This window comes from Exiguobacterium sp. RIT341, assembly GCF_000632205.1.
Taxonomy (GTDB): Bacteria; Bacillota; Bacilli; order Exiguobacteriales; family Exiguobacteriaceae; genus Exiguobacterium_A.
The window spans coordinates 83669-106261 of record NZ_JFYW01000012.1; the positions used below are offsets into that span (position 1 = coordinate 83669).

The window sequence follows — 22593 nt, forward strand, 5'->3', positions numbered from 1 at the left end:
GTCCTGGACAATTTTAGTGACGAACGAATCATAAGGAAGGAAGAAAGAATAGAACATGTCACAATCACAACATGAGAAAAGAGTCGACGAAAGGTTATTATGTCTCGTCGATTTGGCGGCAGAAAAGAAGCATAACATCAATTTTCGTTCGATATTAAAGATGATGGAGTCGGGAGTAACCCTTGAAGACATCAACCGTAGAAAGACTCCTGACGATATTTGGCCGAACTTCGTAACGAGACGGAAGGTGAAGTCTTTTCTGTATAACATGACGCCACAAGAGATGGATTCTTTGCAAGGCATGACATCACTGTATCATCTCGTATTGATTGATGGAGGAGTGACCGAGCATGTCGTGAAATCGATTTTGATTCCTGCACGGATACGTTTTGTGGACCTGGATGGCATGACATTCGAGGAATTTACGGAACGGGTTGGAGGAGCGTCGAAATTATCAGTCTATAAAAGAGTCATGTTTGCACGTGAGGCCTATATCAGAAGACATAAAGGGCTTCTTGTCGATCAGCCTGATGAATCATCAGATGAAAATCATGCAAAAGCTATGGATGGTAAGGACGATGAGGGTTCGGTAACTACACCGGTAAAACATATAGACGGAAGATTGCTATGCCTTGCCGACTTTGCGGTTGAGAAGGGGCATAATGTAAGCTTCCGATTGCTAGCGAGAATGATGGAGTCAGGCGTCACGCTCGAAGCCATCAACCGTAGGAAAGTACAGAAAGAAATCTGGCCGAACCAAACTATCAGAAAGTCGATTAAGGCTCTCCTGGCTGATTTGAATCCACAAGAGATTGCTTCTTTGGACGATATGACATCGTTGTACCATCTCGTCCTAGCAGAAGGAGGGATGAGTGAGTATATCGTAAAAAATATTTTGATTCCGTCACGGATACGGTTCAAGGATCTCGGTGGTATGTCTTACGAGACATTCAAGAGACTGACTGGAGGAGTAGAGCGGTCGTCAGTCTACAAAAGAGTCATGTGCGCCTACGAGTCCTATGTCGGACACGAACGAAGAGTGGGTGACAGTAAAGTGGTGAAATCATCGGGACGAAACATCCCACCGGATTGTCCTGGCGATAATCACGGTGAAAAAAGGGAAATACCTCTTATGGGACATGGCGGAAAAACCGGGGACAGGATTGATTTGAAGACGATTGTCCGTAGATTGATTTCCGTATACGATCAAATGGAGGAAGAGGACTCTTACCGCTCGTGGTATGATGCAGCGGGTATGACGGCAAAAGAAGTGATGAGGGGGTTACGGCGCCTTGAAAAGTTGAAGTACATCAGCATTTCGAATTTCGATGTGATTAAACGATTCAGATCGCTTGACGAGTTCATGGGAACCATGGAGGAGGGACAGGGAAAACTCTTCCTGAAGAAACGTCTGAGAGGGATGAGTGCTGCTGAAATTGCGAAAGAACAAGGGAAATCTCGTCAGAGGATTAGCCAAGTATTGGATGAGGTATTAGCTGAAATCCCAATCACGCACATCAAGGAAACGCGTCGGACGATTGATATATTCCGAGAATATGCTGTCGACCAGGAATTCTTCACGGAGGTACTCCTAGAGAAGAAAGAGACGTTCCATCTGCTGAAGCTAAAATGTAAAAAAGAACGAATCTGGGATGGCGTCAAGAAGAGTAAGTCGGACTGTCTGAATCAACTACTTCCAGATCAACGCATCAGATATCTTCAAGCCGAGTCGCTCTTCGAGGATGAGAACGGTGACGTAGTGAAGATGACCAAGCGGAATCTCATGAAGAAGTATTTTTTCATGCATGGACGAGATGCTGATTCCACCAAGAACCATCATGTACGATATTCAGAATTCCTCGACGAAGAGCTTCATGGTAAGAAGAGTGTCATCGAAGAGTATAGAATCTCCTTACATAATTTCGAAAGTACCATCGCAGAATCGTCGTATTGCATCCACTCTTATGACCAGAAGGTCCGATATTTCGAGGTCGATCGAATCGTCGAGGAGAAAGCAAATCTCGAAAAGCTCTTCATGCTGCCTGAAGGAATCTACAGTACGAGCTTCGTCTATGAAACGAATGAATCCTATTTCAGGTCGTTAGACATAAAGGACCACCACGAACTGCATAACGTATTGAAACGTATGCTAGACCTTGATTTCATTAAAATCAGACGCATCCCAGAGTTCGCGATAGGCGTCGCCGATAAAATCGAATGGTTCACCCGATTGATCAAGAAGCTATCCCCCATCACTCTGGACGCCTTCATCAATCATCTAGAGCAGAATTTTGGGTTACATGGACCATCCACGCGGACTCGCGTGCTTACTGATTTGCCGGAATACGTCACGCCTGAACGAAAACTAATCCATGCGTCTGCTAAACCAGCGACGATTCATAAGAATTTCCTTAAAAGAATCCTCGTCGACGACATCTATATCGCTCAGGATTTGATTGATGGATTTCCCGTCCTCAAATCTTCAGGAAATATATATCTGAACAAAAAAATGTTGAAAAGCGTTGGTTATGTGTTGAGTGGCGGATTTATCGTCCGAGAAGAGATAGGGAGTGGTGAATGCTATTACCGAAATCTTCTCATGGGAAATCAGTACTTTGTGCTGGATGAATCTCCGTTACTGAAGACACGGTCGTTCCGGAAGACAATATCGGAACTCCAGTCAGGACTCGACCTCCTACAGATAGGGAGAAATCACTACATGAACATCTCCGTACTCGAGAAGATAGGCATCGCAAAATCAGATCTCATCGATTTCCAGAAGATCGTCTCTAGAAGTTTTTCCGACGAGAGATACTTCACCGTCAAGAACATCCACGAACGAGTCCCGCATAAAATCCTTGAACTGGGCTTCGATGACATCTTCTACGAACGACTTTGTCGAGCACATGAAGGGATACGTTATATCCCATCGGCGACGGGCGACATCTTCTATCGAGGTGAACATGTCAGGAATCTCACCGACTTCGTCCGAGACTGTATCATTGACGGCATGTCCGTGGACGAACTCCTATCGTTCGTCACACAGGAGTTCGGAATCTCGCTCGATCCGAACAAGACCATCGAGAAGATACGGATGACTGGTGCTCACTACGTCCCGGAGACAAGACGAATCCATTTCGACAAGAGAGACTTCTTCGAACAGTTATACGCAGGCGTAGAGATAAAATAAAGCCTTTCTTAATCAGAGGTTGCCCGTGCCTTCGCCAACGCGCCCGGCCATGAGCCGAACCGCTTCGTCAATGCGAGGAGCCGCGGTGCGCCATTCTCAATCGCCCAGCGGTCGTATTCGACGGAGTTCAGCGCACCTTCGCGCGCAGAGAGGGCAGTCCTCAAGAAATCAAGGCATTCGTCATCCGTGAAACGGCTATGTGGGGTCAAGCCATGGTGCCTCAAGGTTTCCGCCCAACTGCCATGCTTGTTCACGATGGTCGCTCGGCTCGGCATCTCGGGATGCTCCTTACGTATCCGGTTATAGTCGGAAGTCGAGAGATACTTCCCATGGAGATGACGGCAGATGATGAGACTCTCCTGTATCGTCCATTTCTCCCTCGGCATCCGAAGATGATTGAGGCGCCATATGGCATGTGAATCAAGCTCATCGAGAGAGATGATTCCTGCATGGGCAAGGAGTTGCGTCCACGAACCGAAGACGTCGATGACATCCTTAAGTGGCGGATATGAATCGCGACGAGCCAACTTGTCATACATCGCGGCGTTGATGGTCCTTTTCCTATCCTGTTGAAGATGAAGGACCAGCTCGATGAGTTCCTTTTGTGAATATTTGACTTCCATTTGAATCGACTCCTCCGTGACGGATGATACGCCACGTTATGATGTATATGAAGTAGGGCCGGACGATTAATCCGGTCTTTTTCTAATGATCTACCTCAATACTATAAATCATTCAGGACCCGAACTGTCGAAAAATTGGAAATCGAACCTTCTCGAACACCCTAAAACCCTAATTTAATCCTTAGGGTTTTAGGGTGTTGTAATTTCGTTTTCATTCCGTTATACTATGTTCATGAAGTGGAAATCCTATCTGGAGGAGAAGGAGTGGAATCGATGAGACAGGTGTTTCAGCTCAAGGACAAGCCGCATGGATTTGATCGAGGTAAGCAATTCCTCGACGAAGGATTCGTTTGTATCGGATGGCCGGGAATCGGGAATCTCGAGAATGCTGACAAGAAGGACATACGACGGGAACTCGAACGGGAATACCGGTACGAAGGACAGAGACTCGGGGCCTATACGGGGGTGGTCAACATGTTCGTCAACGTCGTGAAGCCGGGCGACATCATCCTCGTCCCGGATGGCTCCATCGTTCATGTCGGGATTGCCGGACCTTATCAGTATCTTGAAGAGTATGACGACCAGAAGGTTGGAATGTGTCATCGTCGTCGCGTCGAATGGAAAGCGACGGTCGCGAAGGCTAGCATGCAGCAGAAGATCGTAGACTTCGTCAAGAATCGTGGGACGATGACGAAGTTCTCCGGAACATTGGATGATACCGGGCTGCTGGAGTTGATCGAGGAGGATGGGAACAACCCTTTCACCGTCATCGAAGGAAGCATCGAGACATACAAGTCCAAGGGACTGTTCGACGAGGATATAGTAAGTGCCGCGAAAAACGTTCTAATCGAAGCGTTGAATTCCGATGACCTCGATTTACGCATGAAGGCCGCGGTCGAGGTGCTGCGGCTCTCGAAGGACTGAGAATGAAGCAATCGGTGACACGACTCTAATGAATCAGGAAGCGGAGGAGCGAACATGCTAAAGACAATCGACGGAGAATTGATAACGCACGTGGCCTACGAAACACAGTTCAAGAAGCGGATGGAGAGCATCGACCAGAAGGATTATCAAGTCATCATCGAGGAGCTGAACCGGGTCATCGACCGTGGTGACGTCCACACCTCAAGTTGGATCCCGGGTAGCGATTGGAGAGGGACATTGTATGAACCGATTTGGATTGCCTGCCGCAAGAACAACGTTGAGGCGGCGAAGTTTTACGGGCAGATACTATATAAGGTCATGATGGACCGTCCAGAGGAATGGTACTTCGGGAAATATCCACATGCTAGAGGAAAGACCTACTTCAAGATGGAGCATGAAATTGATTGACGATATCGAGCATATATTCGAAGTAGGTAATCGAAACGGAAAGGACGGGACTTCATGGAGGACATGATTGATCGTCTGAAAAGGATGGAAGATGGCGATTTGGTGAGATTGTACGGTGCATGGTATGAAGAGATGAAGACGAGGGGGATCGTCCGCACGCGGAACATCGTAGGTGAGGTCGGAGAATATTATGCAGTAGAGACGTATCGTGACAATCCATCGTTCCCGGACCTCGAAATCTCTCGTGTCAGCATGAAGCACTTCGATGCGACGAGCCAGGATGGTCGGAGATATAGCGTGAAGACGGTCACGAGTACGTCGACCGGTGTGTTCTATGGACTCAATGCACCTGGGGAGGAGAAGGAAGAGGAGCACCTCTTCGACCATCTGATACTCGTGAGGCTGAACAAGGATTATACGTTGGCTGGAGTATACGAAATGGATTGGAGCACCTTCCTGGAGCTGAAGAGTTGGCACTCTCGGATGGGGGCTTGGAAGGTGTCTGTCAACAAGAACGTCTTATCGCGATGTGTCAGAGTTGATATTTTGGAAGGTCATCACGGAGTGAACTAAAAGAATGAAGTGCATGATTGATATTTGAGGAGCGGCTCCGTCTATGACAGGGTCGCCTTTTCGTCTCTTTAGGAATGAGTGGATAAGACATATTGACGGAACGATAAATAGTCCGTATGGACATCCATCAACATGATTCATTTCATTCCATGAAATTCAAATTAGAATCGTTTTATTGAAAATAATAGGATAAAATTGTATTTAGAGATGAAGTCGATTCAATTCATTTAGAAGGCAGTCTCGGTGAACGTCCTCGAGTGAAACGAAGATTGGACGATGATGTTTGCATTAGCGGTCACAACTACTTTAATAGGAGGTATCGATATGATTGATATGAAAGAAGTGCTGGATGTAATCGGTAGCTCTGATAATGTTTACTACGCATTAAGAAGTTCCTACGAAAAACCCTCTCATTCCTATAGATTACGACGGACTGTCAATCGTGGAGCACCGCTCTACACGAGTGAGTTATATCTCATGATTCTTAAAGAGAAAAGAATCCCGTCTGCTGAGGAGTTTAGTGAAGACTTCGTCACATCCTTTTTTCCTAGAGGAGACAGGGATTCTGCGAAGATGCAAGCGAAATACGCCTATAAGGCATTGTTGACGGACATCCATTTCTATTTTCAACTCTTAGAGTCAAAGTTGTTCGATAAGGTGGAGATGAGCTTTTCGCACGATATCTTTGCGAAGAGTGACGTGCTCGTAGTGAAGAATGGCGTCCCGATAGGTCTCCAACTGTTCTCTGGAGACGAAGCTTATGTGAAGACGAAGTCGATATCGCTCGAACGCATCAAGCATCGACTATCCTATCGACTCTACGCCATGCCGTTAAAGTTACGTGAAAATCATCTTGATGCTTCTGATAATCCGATGTCCCTATATGAAAAGGAAGACGTGCAGGAGGTTTTAGGCCTGTTCAGTCGAGAGATGGACATCGTTGAAGAAAAGTTGAAGCCAGAGTCGGACGTTGATCGTTTCGTCATGCTTCCGAGAAGACAAGAGGCCGTTACGGCCATAGAAGAGGCAGGCAAGCCAAGAAAGGTTCTCGCGTCACATTCCGTGATTTTTGGTGGGAAGATGGATTCCGCTGAGTTCGAGTCGCTTCGGAGAGATGGTGTCGAGGTTCATCATATACCAATCGATGTACCAGGAATCACCCCCTTTCGTGTGATAGATGGGGACGCCCTAAGTCTACGTGGGAAGGAAGAGTACCTGAAGAGGCATGGTCATCTGTCGAGTCGATTCAACTACAACCAATATGTCGTAGAACATGCAAATCCTAACCAACATATCGCAATCAACGCAAGTGCGGGAAGTGGTAAGACGACGACACTCATCGCACGTATCATGTACCTTCTCGACATGGGATTGGTGGACGGACTCGATCAGATTGCTATGATTACATTCACGAACGAGGCGGCCAATAACATGGAAGAGTCTCTCGCGAAACGACTCATCCAAAGATTCAAATTGACGGGTAATCCAATATACATGAAGCACATCAATGACCTACGACGGATGGATATATTGACCATCCCCTCATTCGGAAAGAACATTCTGACTCGATTCGGCCAGTACCTTGGTTTTGGATCGGGCTTTCGCGTCTCCAAGATGACGATGGAGCGACGACGAATGATTGAACGGATGTTCGAGGAAGTTCTTCACGAAAAAGCGGTGGAAAATCCGTTCGATGGAATGTGGTATTTCGAGGCTCGGGAATTCTTGGAGAGCGTGTGGGACAAGTTCGAACAAAAGGGTGTCATCTCTGATGATCTCTCCAAAATGAAGATGTGCGAATCGGAATCCGATTTCACGAAATCGGTTATCGAAATACTGAAGAAGTCAGACGAAGAACTATTTCGTTTTAAAATCGAGAATGACACGATCGGGATTTCGGACCTTACCAGATTCATGAAGTTGATCCGAGAGAACGGCGCGCCAATCGCGGAACTATCAGATAGGTATCGCTATCTGTTCGTCGATGAGTTCCAGGACACGGACATCTCACAAATTCAGTCCATCGTAAGCATCATCGCAGCAACGAATATCCGACTTATAGCAGTAGGTGACGTGAAGCAAGGGATTTATCGTTTCAGGGGAGCAGATTCATCTGCATTCAATGTGTTAGATAAAATGATGAACCATCATAGGCTTGATCAGCCCGTTACTTATCGGCTCGATGAGAACTTCAGATCGAGCGAGCGACTCGTAGTACGAATGGAAGACCATTTCTCGGCCTGGAGGAGAAGTCCTTTGAAACTACTCCCTGAAGGAGAGGGTCGCATGGTTTCGAGAAAGAAGACCGACCAATCAGGAGAATGCCTGTTCCTTAAGAACGACCAAATCGACATGGATGAGATCAAGATGAGATTAGATGAGGTCAGCCGAGGAGACGAGAGCAAAGGGAATAAAGTAATGGCGATACTCGTAAGGAGGAATGGAGAAGCCAAAAAAATCGGAGATATGATTAGAGGAGACGGACGCATTAAAAACTTTGAAGTGCGAATGAACGGGACTCTGTTCGAATCCGCTGCCGCCCGTGACCTACTGATCCTTATCAACTCATGGGTGTACCCAGAGCGGCGAGATGCCCTTCATGCTCTGTCGGAGACGGCATATGCGAAAACTGACAATTCTCATCCCCAGATGTTCGAGCTCGTCAACGAGAAGCGTTTGTCTGCGACCAACACGAGCCTTTCCTTACATGAGTCCTGGAGAGAGTCACGAGAACGATTGAAGTTCAGCCCACTGCTCCCTGTCATCGATTCGTTCATCGAGAAGTCGAACTATAAAGCACATCTTCGAGAGAAAGAGGTATCAGAAGTAGACATCACTCAATATGAACTGAACCTCCATAAAATCATGATGTCCATCCACGAGACGTTCGCTGACGAACCGATTGATATCCTGACTCTACATGAATGGTTGGAGATGCAAGTCGCGACGAACAGGGAGGCAGACGAGGCAGAGTTGGATGATGCCAGTTTTGATGGCAACCCTGTACGCGTCCTTACCGTACACAGAGCGAAAGGGCTACAATTCGATACCGTCTTGATTCCTTATACGACCAACGCGATTGTAAGGAGAGATGATGGGGATGTGAATGATACGATCGTACATGTATCATCCACTGGAAAAATCGAGTTTGCATGGAGACGGGTGAAGCATGTAAAGAACAAGAAGGTCATCGATTTTAAGACATCGCAGTACGAAAGTTTGAGAACAGGCGAGAATGAGGAACAACTCCGTGAAGAGACAAGACTTCTTTACGTCGCAATGACGAGAGCGGAAGAACGACTGTTCATTTATGAAATGGATGATAAAAGACAAACGGGCGACGAACCGAACACATGGAAAGATTTATTGAAGATGGCAAGGAGGTCATGACATGCCTTATAAGATAATCACCTATGAGACGACGGAACAATTGATGCATCCGGATTCGACGTTTACTCCATATCGGGATGCCATCCACATCACGGCTACGAATTCCTTGAAGCAAGGCATCATGAACAACAACGATGACTTTTGTAACTGGATAGGGAGAGAGGTCTATTCTTTCTCAGAGTTATCGCAGGTGATAGGGAATGGTTGGTTCTCTGCATCTACAGAGCTTCTTCAATACACAACACTCTCGGAAGTGCTCCGTCAGTATTCGGATAGTCAGAAAGTGAAGCATCATGCGATTCATGGAGCCATCGATAAGAATCAGGAGACCGTGCTATCGACGATGCGTTTCCTACGCGAGAGCGGAATCACTTCGGAAAATTTGAACGAACTCATGGGAGGGACGGACGAGGAGGTTACGTTATACCATGCCATCCGTGGGATGGAACGGATGAAGATGTTCAAAGAATTTGATGATTGGTATCTCGCTTTCTCCGAACGAGCAATCGATGTGTTTGAGAAAGCGTTAGTAAAGCTCATTCATAAGCAGAAAAAGGAAGAGATTGCTCAATGGTCAGAATCAGATGAAAAAGAATCCGAGGACTTCGTCGAGCGTTTCTTTAGAAGAAAAGGTATGCTCGTACTTCATGGATTCTATTTCTTGATGCCGATACAGAAAATGATATTCGATCGGTTGAGTAAGGATATCGAGGTCGTACATGTCGTGAATCATGCAGAAGGATATGCTCGCGGGTTCGAGCCCGTCGAGAAGTTCTTAGACATGGAGAACGTGACATGTATAAAGGCGCTGCACCACAGCTATCCGATCAATGTCCACGCGAAGAGGTTCCTAGATGTCTTGAACGGTACGTTCGGAGAAGAGGTAGAAGGATACATTCATCGATACACCAACCTCTATCAGTTCCGAAAACAAGCTATAAAGGAAGATCACGTGCTGGTATCACCAAGAGCAGGAAAATTGAAAGGGTATATGGAAGATCCGGACAATCCACAGGATTTGCAGCTGTCCCAGTATCCGTTTGGTCGTTTTCTTCTCGATGTCCACCGTCTTAACGTCGGGAGATACGATGTCGTCGAAGGGAGGTACAGAAATGATGATGCGATGACCACGGATCTTCTGCAAAGAATCTTTAATTCCGGCTTCCTCATGGTGAAGGGAGAGTCCACCAACAGATACATGAAGAGCCTCAAAATGCTGTCGCCAGTGTTAGAGGAGAAGAAAACTTTCGAAGGATGGTTTGAGGCGCTTCAACAAATCAAAGAATTAAGGGTTTCTTTGAAAAGAGAATTCAGCAAATCGCCATTCAATAAAGATTCATACAAGGGGAGTAACCTGACTGACCACCTGATGTACAATAACCCATTTGAGGTCGTGGGGCACCTTTCCGTACAGGATGAGGAAATCGATGGCATCATCGAAGGGATAAAGGCGATAAGAACCTTGTACCACAAGCTATTCAAAGAGGAGAAGGTGGACATTAAATCATATGTCAAAATACTCGATGAGCATGTCCAATCCGAGGTCTTACCACACATCAAGAAGGAGGCGGACAAGCAAATCGTCGAGTCCGTCCGTGAGGCCTTGAGTGATCTTGAGGATAGTCCCTTGGAAATTGTCCAACGAGAAGATTTAATCAGGGGATTGAACTTTTTCCTCGGGGGGAGTTCACATGAGGATGAATATGCTGCAGAGATGCGCGATGGACATAGGACCTCCGGAAGCCCTCTCGTCAGTCCTATGTTAAATAGCGACGGTTTGCAGTTCGACATGAATCGGAACATTCATTTTTGTCTGATGGATCAGAAGTCGTTTCCATATGTACAATCACTCAATCTGTGGCCGTTGAAGAAGGTGAGCACTGACAAGCTGTTCGTTGAAAATGTCAACCTCCGACAGTTGAAGATGAAGAAGGACCTGGAGTTTGAGATTGCTTGTTATCTCTTCTATATTCTGATGTGTCAAGCAGTACACATCAAGTTCTCCTTCGTACAAGAATTAGAACAGGAGCAAGGGTTGTCCCCTTCATACTATCTGGAATTGATGGGACTCAAAGTAAGCCGACCTCCGGAACACGAGGAAAAAGACGAAGACTCTCGAGACCAGAGAGATGAGTATATAGACAAAGAACTCGAATATCCTGAACGTATCTATCACTATTTGCAACGTGATACTGCTTTGATATGCAAGAAACGGGCACTCTACAGCTTCTTTTTGAACGACAGACCGGTCTTTGAGTCGAAGTTCCACGGTAGCTTCACTTTCGAGAACCTCCTCCATCACGATATCGCGGGTAAATCAGAAGCGGGGGATGGACGATTTAATTTGATATCGAACGCTTTTCCTCATTTGACGATAGTCGAGAAAAACATGCTCAGACTTCATCATGATGCATACTGGAGAAATAATGAATACCGACCAGCCTATCTATACCTGGATGGAATCAAGTATACGGACGCCCTACAAAGACTGGCTATATTCGGGGAAAGGAATGCGAATACAGTAAATCCCGAAAACATGAACATCGAATCGAGTCCAGGAAATCACTGCAAATATTGTCCCTATCAAATGATTTGTCGAGATGCACACGTCAACACCAGGTGAATTTTTTAACAACCTAGAAGGTATAGAAAGGGTAAAATACATCAAAAGAAGAGTCATCAAATAGATGAAGGTGAAGGTGGTATGTCCATGCGGATGGTAGAGATGTCGCATAACCCCTACGATAGGATTACGAAAATCAACTACATGAGGAGAGACTTGATGAAGGACTCCAAGCTCTCGAGGTTCCAGTTCAAACCGTTCGACGAATGGTACGGAGAAGTGATTGATTATCTCATCGATGAACTGAACGAAGAGACATTCAGTTTACGTTTCCTCGGGAAGAAGACTGACTATGATCATCTGAAAATCATCAGTAATCGATATCAAGGCGTAGACGTCTTTCACGAAGAGATAATGGACGACGATGAGAGGATAATGATGATTCGCGAAATCCTCAATCAACTCAAGGAGGGTCCAGTGGAGTCCTTGCGAATCGACGAGAGCGGGCTAGGCCATGAGAGGGTATCGGATGCAAATCTTCGGACGTTGGTCATCACGAATCTCGACGAGGTGAAGATAGAGCTTTTCAAGTCGTTGTTTGAGACCGCGACGACCGATGAAAGTCATGTACCATACATGACTCCTATGAAGATGAGTATGGACGGTGGATACATCCATTTTAATCATATCCGTTCCATCGACTTGCTCGAATCATGGAACCCAAGAAAGGAGGTTCCACGTCAGGTGATCTACTTCACCGACGAGGAAGCAGAGGATGAGACGTTCGAGGTCGTCTCGAGAAAAATCAATGGCAGAACTGGACGGACGGCGAACAGGGTGGAACGTATCGTCCTCGGGAATGTGAAAATGGAACATCCGGTCGAGAAGCACGAGGGGAACGAAGTCGGAGAAGCCATCGTTGGAAGCACGGAGGTGAACGTGAACAAGAAGGGTGGTCTGTTCTCGAGACTTCTTACAAACATGAACCATCACCGGAAAGATGAGAAGAGTGCCGAGCATTCCCGAACAAAAAAGATGGACGAAGAGGATAGAGATTGGAACATCCGTGATGAATCAATCGATGAGCGAGTCATATTCGCTGCGTTGAAAAGGCACGCTACTCAAGAACGGGATGTCGATTTTTTGAGTTTGTTCAAAACTTTGGAGACAAGACTCCAAATCGCGCATGATGACGTCGAAGAGCGAATTACTGGTATCAAGAAGGATGTCCTCTTCTTCAAAAGTGATGAACGCATCGAGAAGTCGCAGCAGGAAGCCTCCTATGCTCGTGCCATAGAAGGACATCTGAAAGCGATGTTGGACGTCAATCGCCGAGTGGACACAGCGAACCCTTTCGGTTCGAGGATGGCGACCGTATTGCGCAGATATAATAGGAGTATAGAAGACTCCAAACGCGTATCAGAGAATACGAGTGGGTTACAGATGATTAGGTTGATGAAGTGCGCAGATCTTGAAATGCAGAACCTACAACTCGATGCCGTCACGGGCATCGAGTATAAAATCGCATCTTTGTTCCGGGAGCGGTTCGAGCGGGATGTTGAGAAGTATATCCATCTCGTGAACGACCCCCTTGATACTCAACAACTGAATTCGTCGACCCCGACCTGGCGCTCAAGGTTCGAGGTTCCTGAAATCCTGATTGAGGAACACAAAGCAAGCGATGGCATGCCGAGAGCTCGATTACTTCTGAAACCCGCGACTGAAAACGCTTCGTGGAACTTGTTCGGTTCTTGGAGACGACCGTTCGATGAAATATTGGCCTATGAGGGCTCATTGCGTTCGTTCAAGGACGAGTCGTTCAAGACGTATCAAGAGAACGTCGGTAAAAAGGTCCGCGATACGTATGGACAAGCCGCGAGATTAATCGGATCGTTAGAAGATGCATTCAAGACATATTTGATAAGGGAACTACGAAAGGCGGAGGAAGTCGTACAGAGACTCGAGGCCGGTACGAGCTCATCTGAAAAGAAGCGTCAGGAAGACCTTAGAAATATAGAAGAATTGACGAGACAGTTCGAATGGATAGACGTCATGCAGAAGATGCTATCGTCCGTCATCGAGTTGAGACCGAATCTCGCACCAGAGAGAGGAGATGGGACATGAAGAATTTAGTCGTAATGAACGATTCGGCAGAAAACCTATTGGCGATATCGAAGGACGTGATGGACAAGAACTATCTCCACCGCCTCACAGAATTCGATCTGGTCTCGACCACTCACGAGTCTCTCGAAGACACCATGCAGCGGATACGTCTCGTCCGTATCGATAAAATCGTCTACGAGAAGGAAGAGCGCATCCTGGAGAAGCTAATCAATATCTTCAATGCGGTCGGGACCACGAAAGGGAACATCTGCCTAATGATTCATAGCGATGGCCATGAGGTCGAATTCTATATCGGGACGAAGACCGAAGACTTCTCCGCGTCCTCCGTCAAGGACGGATTGCTCAAGAGCATGAAGGGGAACCTCCCCGGTACGAGGACTACTCAAGTACGTAACTCTGAATATCATGAGATGACGCGCAGAATCTTCGATGTAGAGAATTCGAGTAGCTTGACGGTCTCGTGCGTAACAGGCGTCCCCTCCCTGAAGGACCTACGGAACGAACATGACGTAAGAGGACTGGAACGACTCATCAATGCGATGCATGGTGAGGAGTTCAGTGCCATCTTCCTTGCGCAAGCCATCTCAGCCGGGCAAATCCTCGAGATGCGCCAAGGCTTCGAGGAGATGCATACCGCGATATCCGGATTACGGAAGACTACGTATTCGAGTGGAAGGAACGAGAGCCAAGGATTGAGCGAAGGTACGAGCAAGGGGTTGACGGATTCCTTCAGCGTCAGCTTGGCGAAGACCCAATCACATACATCGAGTCAGACTTTAGGAGGAGGGGTTTCTGCAGGAGGTACGGCATCTGCCGGGGTAGGAATCGGAGGTGTGGGAGTGAGTGGCAGCGTGTATGGAGGAGTCAATGTAAGTTATTCGGACACCAGCAGCAATACGGAGGGGACGAGTGAGACTGAAGGATTCTCTAAATCGGAGAGCACCAGTCAATCCAGCAACCAGACCATAACAAGCGGAAACACGATGAGCATCCAGTTCGAGGTCGGGAACAAGCAGGTTGACGAGGTCCTGAAGAAGGCTGACAAGCATCTCGACCGTCTGAACGTCGCCTCCGACATCGGACTATGGAACTTCGCAGCCTATTTCGTGACGAAGGACGAACAGACGGCTAGAATCGTCGCGGCGAACTACCAGTCGCTCGTTAGAGGCGAGGACTCCTCTATAGAGGGATCTGCGATTTCCGTCTGGCCGTCGAACCATCCCGATGCAAGGAACATCATGGGATCGCTCGAGAGACTAGAGCACCCTCTGTTCAAGAGCCCGGATGTCTATCAGCTCAATCTCTCAAGTGGAGCGCTCATCAATACGAAGGAGCTAGCGTTGGCACTCACCCTCCCCCGGAAATCGACGCCTGGCCTCCCGGTCATCGAGATGGCTGAGTTCGGCCGGAACGTATCCTATCTCAACAAGAAGAATCTCGGAAGGAGCATCGACATCGGACACGTCTATCATATGGGTGACGTCTACGAGACCAGTTTATCGCTCGATGTCGAGAGCCTTTCCATGCATACCTTCATCACGGGTTCGACAGGATCTGGTAAGTCGAATACCGTCTACGGATTGCTCGAAAACTTGAAGGAGAGTGATGTGACATACTTGGTCATCGAACCAGCGAAGGGTGAGTACAAGCATATCTTCGGTGACCGAGATGACGTGAATGTCTTCGGTACGAACCAAGCGAATACACCGCTCCTTCGTCTGAATCCATTCTATTTCCCGGAGACGGTACACGTGTTCGAACACATCGACCGACTCGTTGAAATCTTCAACGCTTGTTGGCCGATGTACGACGCGATGCCAGCTATCCTTCGTGAATCGATTGAACGCATCTATGTGGAGAGTGGATGGAACCTTGAACATTCAATCTGTTTTGATAGGAATCCGGTCTTCCCCACTGTCATGGACCTCGTTGAGGCCCTACCGAAGGTCATCGAACGATCACGTTATTCGATTGAGGTGAAGGGAAACTATACCGGAGCGCTCGTCACGCGCGTGAACTCACTTGCGCTCGGACAGCTGGGCAAGATATTGGTTTCGGACGAGGTATCGTCAGAGAAGTTGTTTGATGAGAACTGCATCATCGACTTGAGCATGGTCGGTTCCAGTGAGTCCAAATCACTCTTGATGGGACTACTATTCATACGACTACAAGAGCATCGTCTACACCATTCTAACGTCCTAGGGAATCGATTGCGGCACGTCACGGTACTTGAGGAGGCACACCATCTACTGAGACGAACATCCGTCGAACAGTCGGCCGAAGGGAGTAACGTACAAGGCAAGTCCGTGGAGATGATATCGAACGGCATCGCCGAGATGCGCTCGCTCGGCGAAGGATTCATCCTCGTCGATCAATCACCGAGCCTGCTCGATCCATCAGCGATTCGTAACACCAACACCAAAATCATCATGAGATTGCCGGAGTCGATGGATCGTCAGATCGTCGGCTCCTCGATAGGACTTGACGAACATCAGACGTCAGAAATATCGAAACTAGAGACGGGCGTCGCCGTCGTCTATCAGAACGATTGGCTCGAACCGATACTAGGAAAGATATCTGAGCACGCAATCAAATCCGGGTTCTCCTATGTCTATGACAAACGTGCGAGCCTGTCCCAGAGACGTGAACGCGTGACGAGATTCCTCGAAAATCTCCTGGCGAAGCGTCCTGACCGCCAGTCCTTGCTCGAAGACGTCAACCATGAGATGAACGTACGATCAGGGCTAAAGGAACGATTGATTTCGAAAATACGTACGAATCCGGATGGAAGACTGTTCGAGGATATGGAAGAAGCGTTCGTAGGAGAGGTAATCGCGACGTTCGTACCCCTCGACGAAATCATGACGTATTCCATGGGGGCGGACACGTTCGAACAATTCGACGAGAGGTTCCAGCGAAGCCTGTCCTTCTATGTCAAAGGAGAACGGACCAAGTCCTTGATACAGCAGCCGCTCCTCCTACATTATTGTACCTTGCACGAGGAGCACGTCTCCTTCTATGAAGAATGGTTCTCGTACCTAGAAAGAAAGGACGGGTGAGAAGATGCGATTGAACGAAATCCGATTCGACGAACTGGATTCCTATAGGGAAAAGTCAGGATTCGAGGGAAAAGCAGACCTCCCGAGAACGATGTTCTCGGAGAACGTATACAAGGATTACGATGCGTCGTACATCAAATGTCGGAATGAATCCTTGGCGGGGAAGCTCCATGAAGTCAGTGGTGTACCGTTCGTGAGCAGGAGCATCGAGATGAACGACGGTAGCAAACGAGAGGGAGTATTCCCTAACTTCGAGAGTCATTTCGACGCTAAGCTCGACGAGAGTGGATATCTGTCGAGTGACGCGAGGCAGTTCAAGGAGGCGAACGGACAATTGGCGGAGAAAATCCGGACGAATCCCGAACTGAGTGGACGATTCACGGAAGAGCAGAAGCGACAGATTGCCGCGGGGGATACGCCTGAAGGCATGGTCTGGCATCATGCCGAGAATCCGGGAGTGCTGCAACTCGTCGACCGTACGATACATGAACAGACTGCCCATACCGGTGGACGCTCCATCTGGGGTGGCGGTAAGTTCTATAGATGATAGGAGGTGACATGATGGAATGGATCCTGAGTAAACCATTGGAATCAGAGGAGAACATCCGTGATTATGAGCAAAAGTATGGGATAGAGCTTCCCTCACGTCTGATTGCCTTGATACGCGAGCACAACGGGGGGCGTCCGCGACCCAACGTGTTCGACACGAGGGTGACGAAGGAACGAGTGGCCAAATCGCTACTTTCCTTCAATCCTTCGTCCATCGACAACATATGGGACACGACGGCGAACATGCGCCAGAGGCTACCGCATGACTATTATCCCTTCATGATAGATCAGTTCGGTAACTATATCTGTCTATACTATGATCCGCTACTCGATGTACCGGCCGTCGTGTTCTGGGACGAGGAGGCACAGACCGAGGAAGAAATCACCAGTTCCTTCGATGAGTATCTGGACGTCTTCTACGAACCTGTCATCTAGTCGACGGCCCAAAAGGGAAAAACGTATAGTTCGAATCTTTCAAAGGAAACCAGTAAGGTTCGGATGATTTTTCAGGGACGACCAATGAGGATGTATACTTTCGACGTCGAAAGTATACATCCTCATTTTTTATTCGTACCCTCGTGTGTCACTTGACTGTTCTTTATCAAGTTAAAGTATACTCTAAATCAAAAAATAAAATATTTTGTTAAAAAAGGAAATTTAAAGAAAAAATACTATGATTGATTTTGATGTGTTCCGCATTTTGTCTCTATTTTTTCTGAAGCATCTTACGGCTTTGAAAAGAAGATGGAACGAAGCATTTATTTGAACGAGAAAGGTGAATGAAATCATGAAAAAGATGAATTATATGATCGTCGCATTGGTTCTTTACATATTGACCATATCAATGCCGGATCAAGTAAGGGCAGAACTTAATCATTCGGAAGTGATGGCGGGGGACAGACAAGTCGTCGGGACTGCTGAACCCGGCCAAGAACTGATGCTGCTGCATCGAGGGGCGTGGCTGAGTACGACCGCTAAATCAGATGGTGGCTTCAAGTTTGACCTGCCATCCACTGCTGGTCATGAGGCACTCTTTTTGAAGAGTAAGAAAAAAGATGGTTTTTACGACGCGGGCCAATCGATTGTCCCGAAAGGGAATGCGTTCGCCCCACCACTCTATTTAGGTAGGAACGGGAAGGAATCGCTGTTCCGTTCGGTCTTGCCAGATTCAGAGATACATCTATTAGCTGGTGGTAACCTTTTCGAGGGTATGGGTTCTGTCAGTCTTCCGGAAATGTCTGGCGTGGACAGAGCATACGTGTATTCCTCCTACTTTGGAATCAAGAGCGAGACGAAAGAAATCATATTGGGCGAGAAGCCGGTCATCCCCTTCACCCTGCAGGCGAGTGAAGTCGGGAGATACTATCTGAAAGGAAATACTGTACCCTATACTAAAATCACTGTCACCTATGCGGATGACACTTATCTACCTCGATATCAGACGATATTGAGCGATGAAGATGGAGACTTCGACGCGCGACTTGACTATCCGATTGAATTAATCAATCAACAGAAGAAGGTCACGTTCAACCTGTCTCTTCAAGGCGGTGAAGGTGTAGTGCTGCCTGATGCGCTCAAGAAGACATACGAACTGAAAGTTCCTGTGTTGAGTGGTACGGACCCGTTGATTTTATCGAAAGAGTTCGTCACATCTGACGAACGAGTGACAGGTTACACGATTCCAGGGAACGAAATCGAAATCGTCCAAAATGGAGAAGTCAGAAAGTGTTCTCCTGTTCAAGTCGATGGTCGATTCGATTGTGGAGAATTGGCTGAGGATACGAAAACGGTTGAAATCATGACGAAGAAGAATGCCATAACAGACTATAAGAAAAAGTTTAAAGTCTATCAAGTAAAGGACGAATCAGGAAATCATCAAGTAGAATGGACGAACCCGACGAGCGATTCAGACGTACTGAAGGGAAAAATCGATAGACGATTCGCGGACGTGCAAATCCGATTCTCCTATCCGAGGGACAACTACATTATGCAAACCGAGACGGATGAAGAAGGTCGTTTCGAAGTGAAGTATCCGAAGACAATCGCTGGAACGTTCAGCGTCTTCGTCTCACGGAAGAATGGGACGGCGGACTACGAACACGTTGACACGAAGGAGGTAAAGGATGTACGTAGACCACCTACCCCGACCTATAGCTACCGGTCAGGGAAGTTGTCGGTGTATAAGGGAGATTTCAGCGGGAGTCCTCTTCGTACGCAAGTCACCGTGATGCACCCAGATGGTACTTTCGAATTTTTCAAAGAAGAATATCCTTCGTCTTTCCAATACGATGTGATAGGAATCAAAAAAGAAGATAAGATCATATTAAAAACTATATCACCGACGGGAATCGAGTCTCAGACTGTAGAAGGAACCATTCCTGCTATCGATTTAGATGACCTTACAGAAGAATCGATGAAAGTGACGGGTAGAACGATACCATTAGCAAAAATATTCATAACATCTTATAAAGATCGCGAAATGAAAAATCTTGAGACGACCAGTGATGGCCATGGAAAATTCACAATTGATTATTCAAGCGCATTGGCGGAAGGATTCAGTTTTCCGAATGAGTTGGGTCTAAAAATTAGCGGTAATAATATCATGTATGAAGAATTAAAAATTCGTGATGTAACTCCACCGGATATCTCGATTTTACCTGTTAAGTATGGAGATCGTAGTCTGACGCTTAAGGTATCTAAACTAATCAATAAACCAGAAGACTTGGCAAGAGTAAAAATAAAAATCATATATCGGGATGGACGAACGAGTGAGCAAGAAGAACGAGATGTAGTATCTGATTACGAATCTGTACACGAATTTCGATTAAGAGATATAACTTTTTCTTCTGATATAGTCAAAGTAGAAGTAACGGCAATCGACTATGCAGGTAACGTATCAGAACCATACAGTGTCGTCCCCTTTGACATGAATCCACAAATTGATTCTCCTTTGGTCAATGATACTCATGTAAGGGGGAAGGGACAAATCAATACGAAAGTAATTGTTGAAACAGAAGGGAAAATTTTCTACGGTACGATTAAGGACGATGGTACTTTCGATGTTGGCGTTGATAAAATGAAATTGAACCAGAAGGTCCGAGTAGAAGTACAAGATGGTCAATCAGGTAATAAACCAATCGTTATGGAACGATTGGTTCTGGGAATCCAATCCATCTCCCTGAAAAGCGATCGGAAGACTGTGACCATAAAAACCAATGTAGACAAAAATAATCCTGGTCCCATCAGAATATATATGATTCTGGATAATGTCGAGAGAAAGATTAATCTGAACAGGAGTAGTAAGTCCTACTCTTTGCCGCGTTCGCTGAAAAATCATGAATCGGTCAAATTCCGAGTCGTCTCAGCGAAAGGCGAGAAGATTGAGGACATCGTCAAGAAGTTCTCGGATACGACCCCGCCAGCTAAGCCGGCGAGATTATATTTCGACAATAGCGATCATAGAGTGAAGGATAAATATGTATTCTTTGCTCGGGTCGAGCCTTATGCAAGCTTACAATTGATGAAGAATGGAAAAGTCGTATTCAGAGGTAATACGGATGAGTTCGGAAATATTTACTACCAAGTTGCTGAACCTGTCGACCTCAAAGCCACATGGTCGTTCCGGATAACGGACCTGGTTGGTTTGAGTACGACGGGACGAGTCTATCCGAAGGATGTCATACCACCTAAGAAACCGACAATGACGACGGTCACAACCCAATCAACGACCTTGTCAGGTTCGACCAATGAAGAGTCGAAGATTTATATCGTCATCGGTGAAAAGACACTTACTACGAAGACAGATAAGAATGGGAAATTTTCATTTAAAGTCAAGCCTCTGAAAATCAACACGAAACTCAGTGTGTATGCGAAGGATTCATCTGGGAATCAATCTGACCTTCTCTCAGTACGAGTGAAGGGTGTACAAACATTGAAGGTATCAGAGCTGACGACGAAGTCATCAATCATCACTGGTACCGGGACGCCTGGGGCCGCAATCGTCCTCGAGTCAGTGACGAGACAGACCATCGCGAAGACGACAGTAGATAATAAAGGAAACTTTAAAATGAAAATCCCGCGTCAGAAGAAGGGTGTAGTATTGTATCTAGTATCTACGAAGAGTTCTTATCTGACGAGAGAGACCAAGATTGTAATCAAAAAATAATCTATAGATAAGAGATTGAAAGACGGACGACGCGTGGCATCGTCCGTCTTTTCAATGAGTGGGCATGTTTTGTATGGATGTCAGCGTCTCATCATATGCCTGGGGCAATTCTGGATGCGTGAATCGCGGCGTGGGACGACCATATCTCCTAGTAGCGTTTGCGACGACCACATTTAGAGGGAGTAGTCCAGGATGGCGCGCGGAAATAACTGCCTCTACATAGCGAGTCAAAGGCATGCGGACACCCATGTAGCGATTTCGTGGATAGTTGATGTCCTCCTGAAGGATGAGCCAATAAAGTAAGGTGTTGAATTGTAATCCGTCGAGTAAACGATGATTGATGAGGAAAGGGGAATCGAGGTGGTAGATGTTATCGAGACCTTCCATACTCAGACCTCGTAATGCTCGGTGCATAGAATCGGCATGTCGTTCGTCTTGTTGACAATAATCATGGATGGCTTGGACCATCTCGGCATGTGAAGGATGATATCCATCCAAGCTGAGACGATAGTCACCTCTTACCTGTCCTTGTAGGTTACCCGGGTATTCCAAAACTAGACCTGGAACGATTTCAGTTAAGTCATGGAAATTCGAGTGAGGGGCAGTATCATCCATCGATTCATAAAGGTTTCTCATTAAATTCGCGTTCTCGGTGAATGGCAAGTGATCATCTTCCTTTCTTGTATTTCAAACATATTGTGTAAGTTGAATTATACATGTCATCCTGAAAGCTTTACTTTTTCTTTTTAATATTTAGGTCAGTCAGTTCCTTATGAAAGCATGTACATGGATGAAAAATAATCCAAAACATTGAACCATGATTGCCAGTTGAATGAACAACTTTCAAAAGTCCATAATCTTACGATTTTTCATGAGTGAATTGGTGTTCTGTGGTCATTTAGAAAATGAGCTAATGGTAATTGTGTCTGCTGAGAGATGTCTACTTGAAAATCTCTTCTCTGTTCAATCGGATATAGACCAGGTACTTTTTTTTGATAGCTAAATGGAAAATAAATCTATATAAT

General features: G+C 46.5%; 13 protein-coding genes. 11 read left to right on the top strand and 2 right to left on the bottom strand.

Features of this window, described 5'->3' with window-relative positions:
- Window positions 1-55: 55 nt before the first annotated feature.
- Window positions 56-3190, top strand: coding sequence for a hypothetical protein (locus BW42_RS15115; RefSeq protein ID WP_035412981.1), 3135 nt, complete (start codon window positions 56-58; stop codon window positions 3188-3190).
- 8 nt (window positions 3191-3198) lie between these two features.
- On the opposite strand, the gene BW42_RS15120 is transcribed toward BW42_RS15115, so the two are convergent.
- Window positions 3199-3813 (bottom strand): hypothetical protein, encoded by a 615-nt coding sequence (locus tag BW42_RS15120; protein WP_035412983.1) that lies wholly within the window; start codon window positions 3811-3813, stop codon window positions 3199-3201.
- Window positions 3814-4086: 273 nt separating this feature from the next.
- On the opposite strand from BW42_RS15120, the gene BW42_RS15125 reads away from it, so the two are divergent.
- From BW42_RS15125 to BW42_RS15170, 10 genes are all read left to right on the top strand, one after another.
- Window positions 4087-4737, top strand: a complete 651-nt coding sequence (locus BW42_RS15125) for a hypothetical protein (RefSeq protein ID WP_035412986.1) — start codon at window positions 4087-4089, stop codon at window positions 4735-4737.
- A 54-nt stretch (window positions 4738-4791) separates the two neighbouring features.
- Window positions 4792-5145, top strand: a complete 354-nt coding sequence (locus BW42_RS15130; RefSeq protein ID WP_035412993.1) for a hypothetical protein — start codon at window positions 4792-4794, stop codon at window positions 5143-5145.
- A gap of 54 nt (window positions 5146-5199) precedes the next feature.
- Window positions 5200-5718 (top strand): hypothetical protein, encoded by a 519-nt coding sequence (locus tag BW42_RS15135; protein ID WP_052019212.1) that lies wholly within the window; start codon window positions 5200-5202, stop codon window positions 5716-5718.
- 573 nt (window positions 5719-6291) lie between these two features.
- Window positions 6292-9108: an exodeoxyribonuclease V subunit beta gene (locus BW42_RS15140; RefSeq protein ID WP_197026254.1), complete on the top strand. Its 2817-nt coding sequence runs from the start codon at window positions 6292-6294 to the stop codon at window positions 9106-9108.
- A 121-nt stretch (window positions 9109-9229) separates the two neighbouring features.
- The gene (locus tag BW42_RS15145; RefSeq protein WP_155960231.1) at window positions 9230-11731 is read left to right on the top strand and encodes a hypothetical protein; all 2502 of its coding nucleotides are present in this window, start codon (window positions 9230-9232) and stop codon (window positions 11729-11731) included.
- Window positions 11732-11890: 159 nt separating this feature from the next.
- Entirely contained in the window at window positions 11891-13795 is a 1905-nt protein-coding gene (locus tag BW42_RS15150; protein ID WP_197026255.1) for a hypothetical protein, read from the top strand.
- Window positions 13792-16854, top strand: a complete 3063-nt coding sequence (locus BW42_RS15155) for an ATP-binding protein (protein ID WP_035413001.1) — start codon at window positions 13792-13794, stop codon at window positions 16852-16854. Before BW42_RS15150 ends, BW42_RS15155 begins: the two co-directional genes overlap by 4 nt.
- A gap of 4 nt (window positions 16855-16858) precedes the next feature.
- Window positions 16859-17401: an HNH endonuclease gene (locus BW42_RS15160; protein WP_035413003.1), complete on the top strand. Its 543-nt coding sequence runs from the start codon at window positions 16859-16861 to the stop codon at window positions 17399-17401.
- Between the two features lie 14 nt (window positions 17402-17415).
- Window positions 17416-17838 carry an SMI1/KNR4 family protein gene (locus tag BW42_RS15165; RefSeq protein ID WP_035413004.1) on the top strand — a complete coding sequence of 141 codons (423 nt, stop codon included), beginning with the start codon at window positions 17416-17418 and terminating at the stop codon, window positions 17836-17838.
- A gap of 352 nt (window positions 17839-18190) precedes the next feature.
- Window positions 18191-21568: an Ig-like domain-containing protein gene (locus BW42_RS15170; RefSeq protein ID WP_035413006.1), complete on the top strand. Its 3378-nt coding sequence runs from the start codon at window positions 18191-18193 to the stop codon at window positions 21566-21568.
- Window positions 21569-21619: 51 nt separating this feature from the next.
- Here BW42_RS15170 and BW42_RS15175 read toward each other — a convergent pair whose 3' ends face one another.
- The gene (locus tag BW42_RS15175; protein WP_155960234.1) at window positions 21620-22204 is read right to left on the bottom strand and encodes a hypothetical protein; all 585 of its coding nucleotides are present in this window, start codon (window positions 22202-22204) and stop codon (window positions 21620-21622) included.
- Between the last annotated feature and the right edge of the window lie 389 nt (window positions 22205-22593).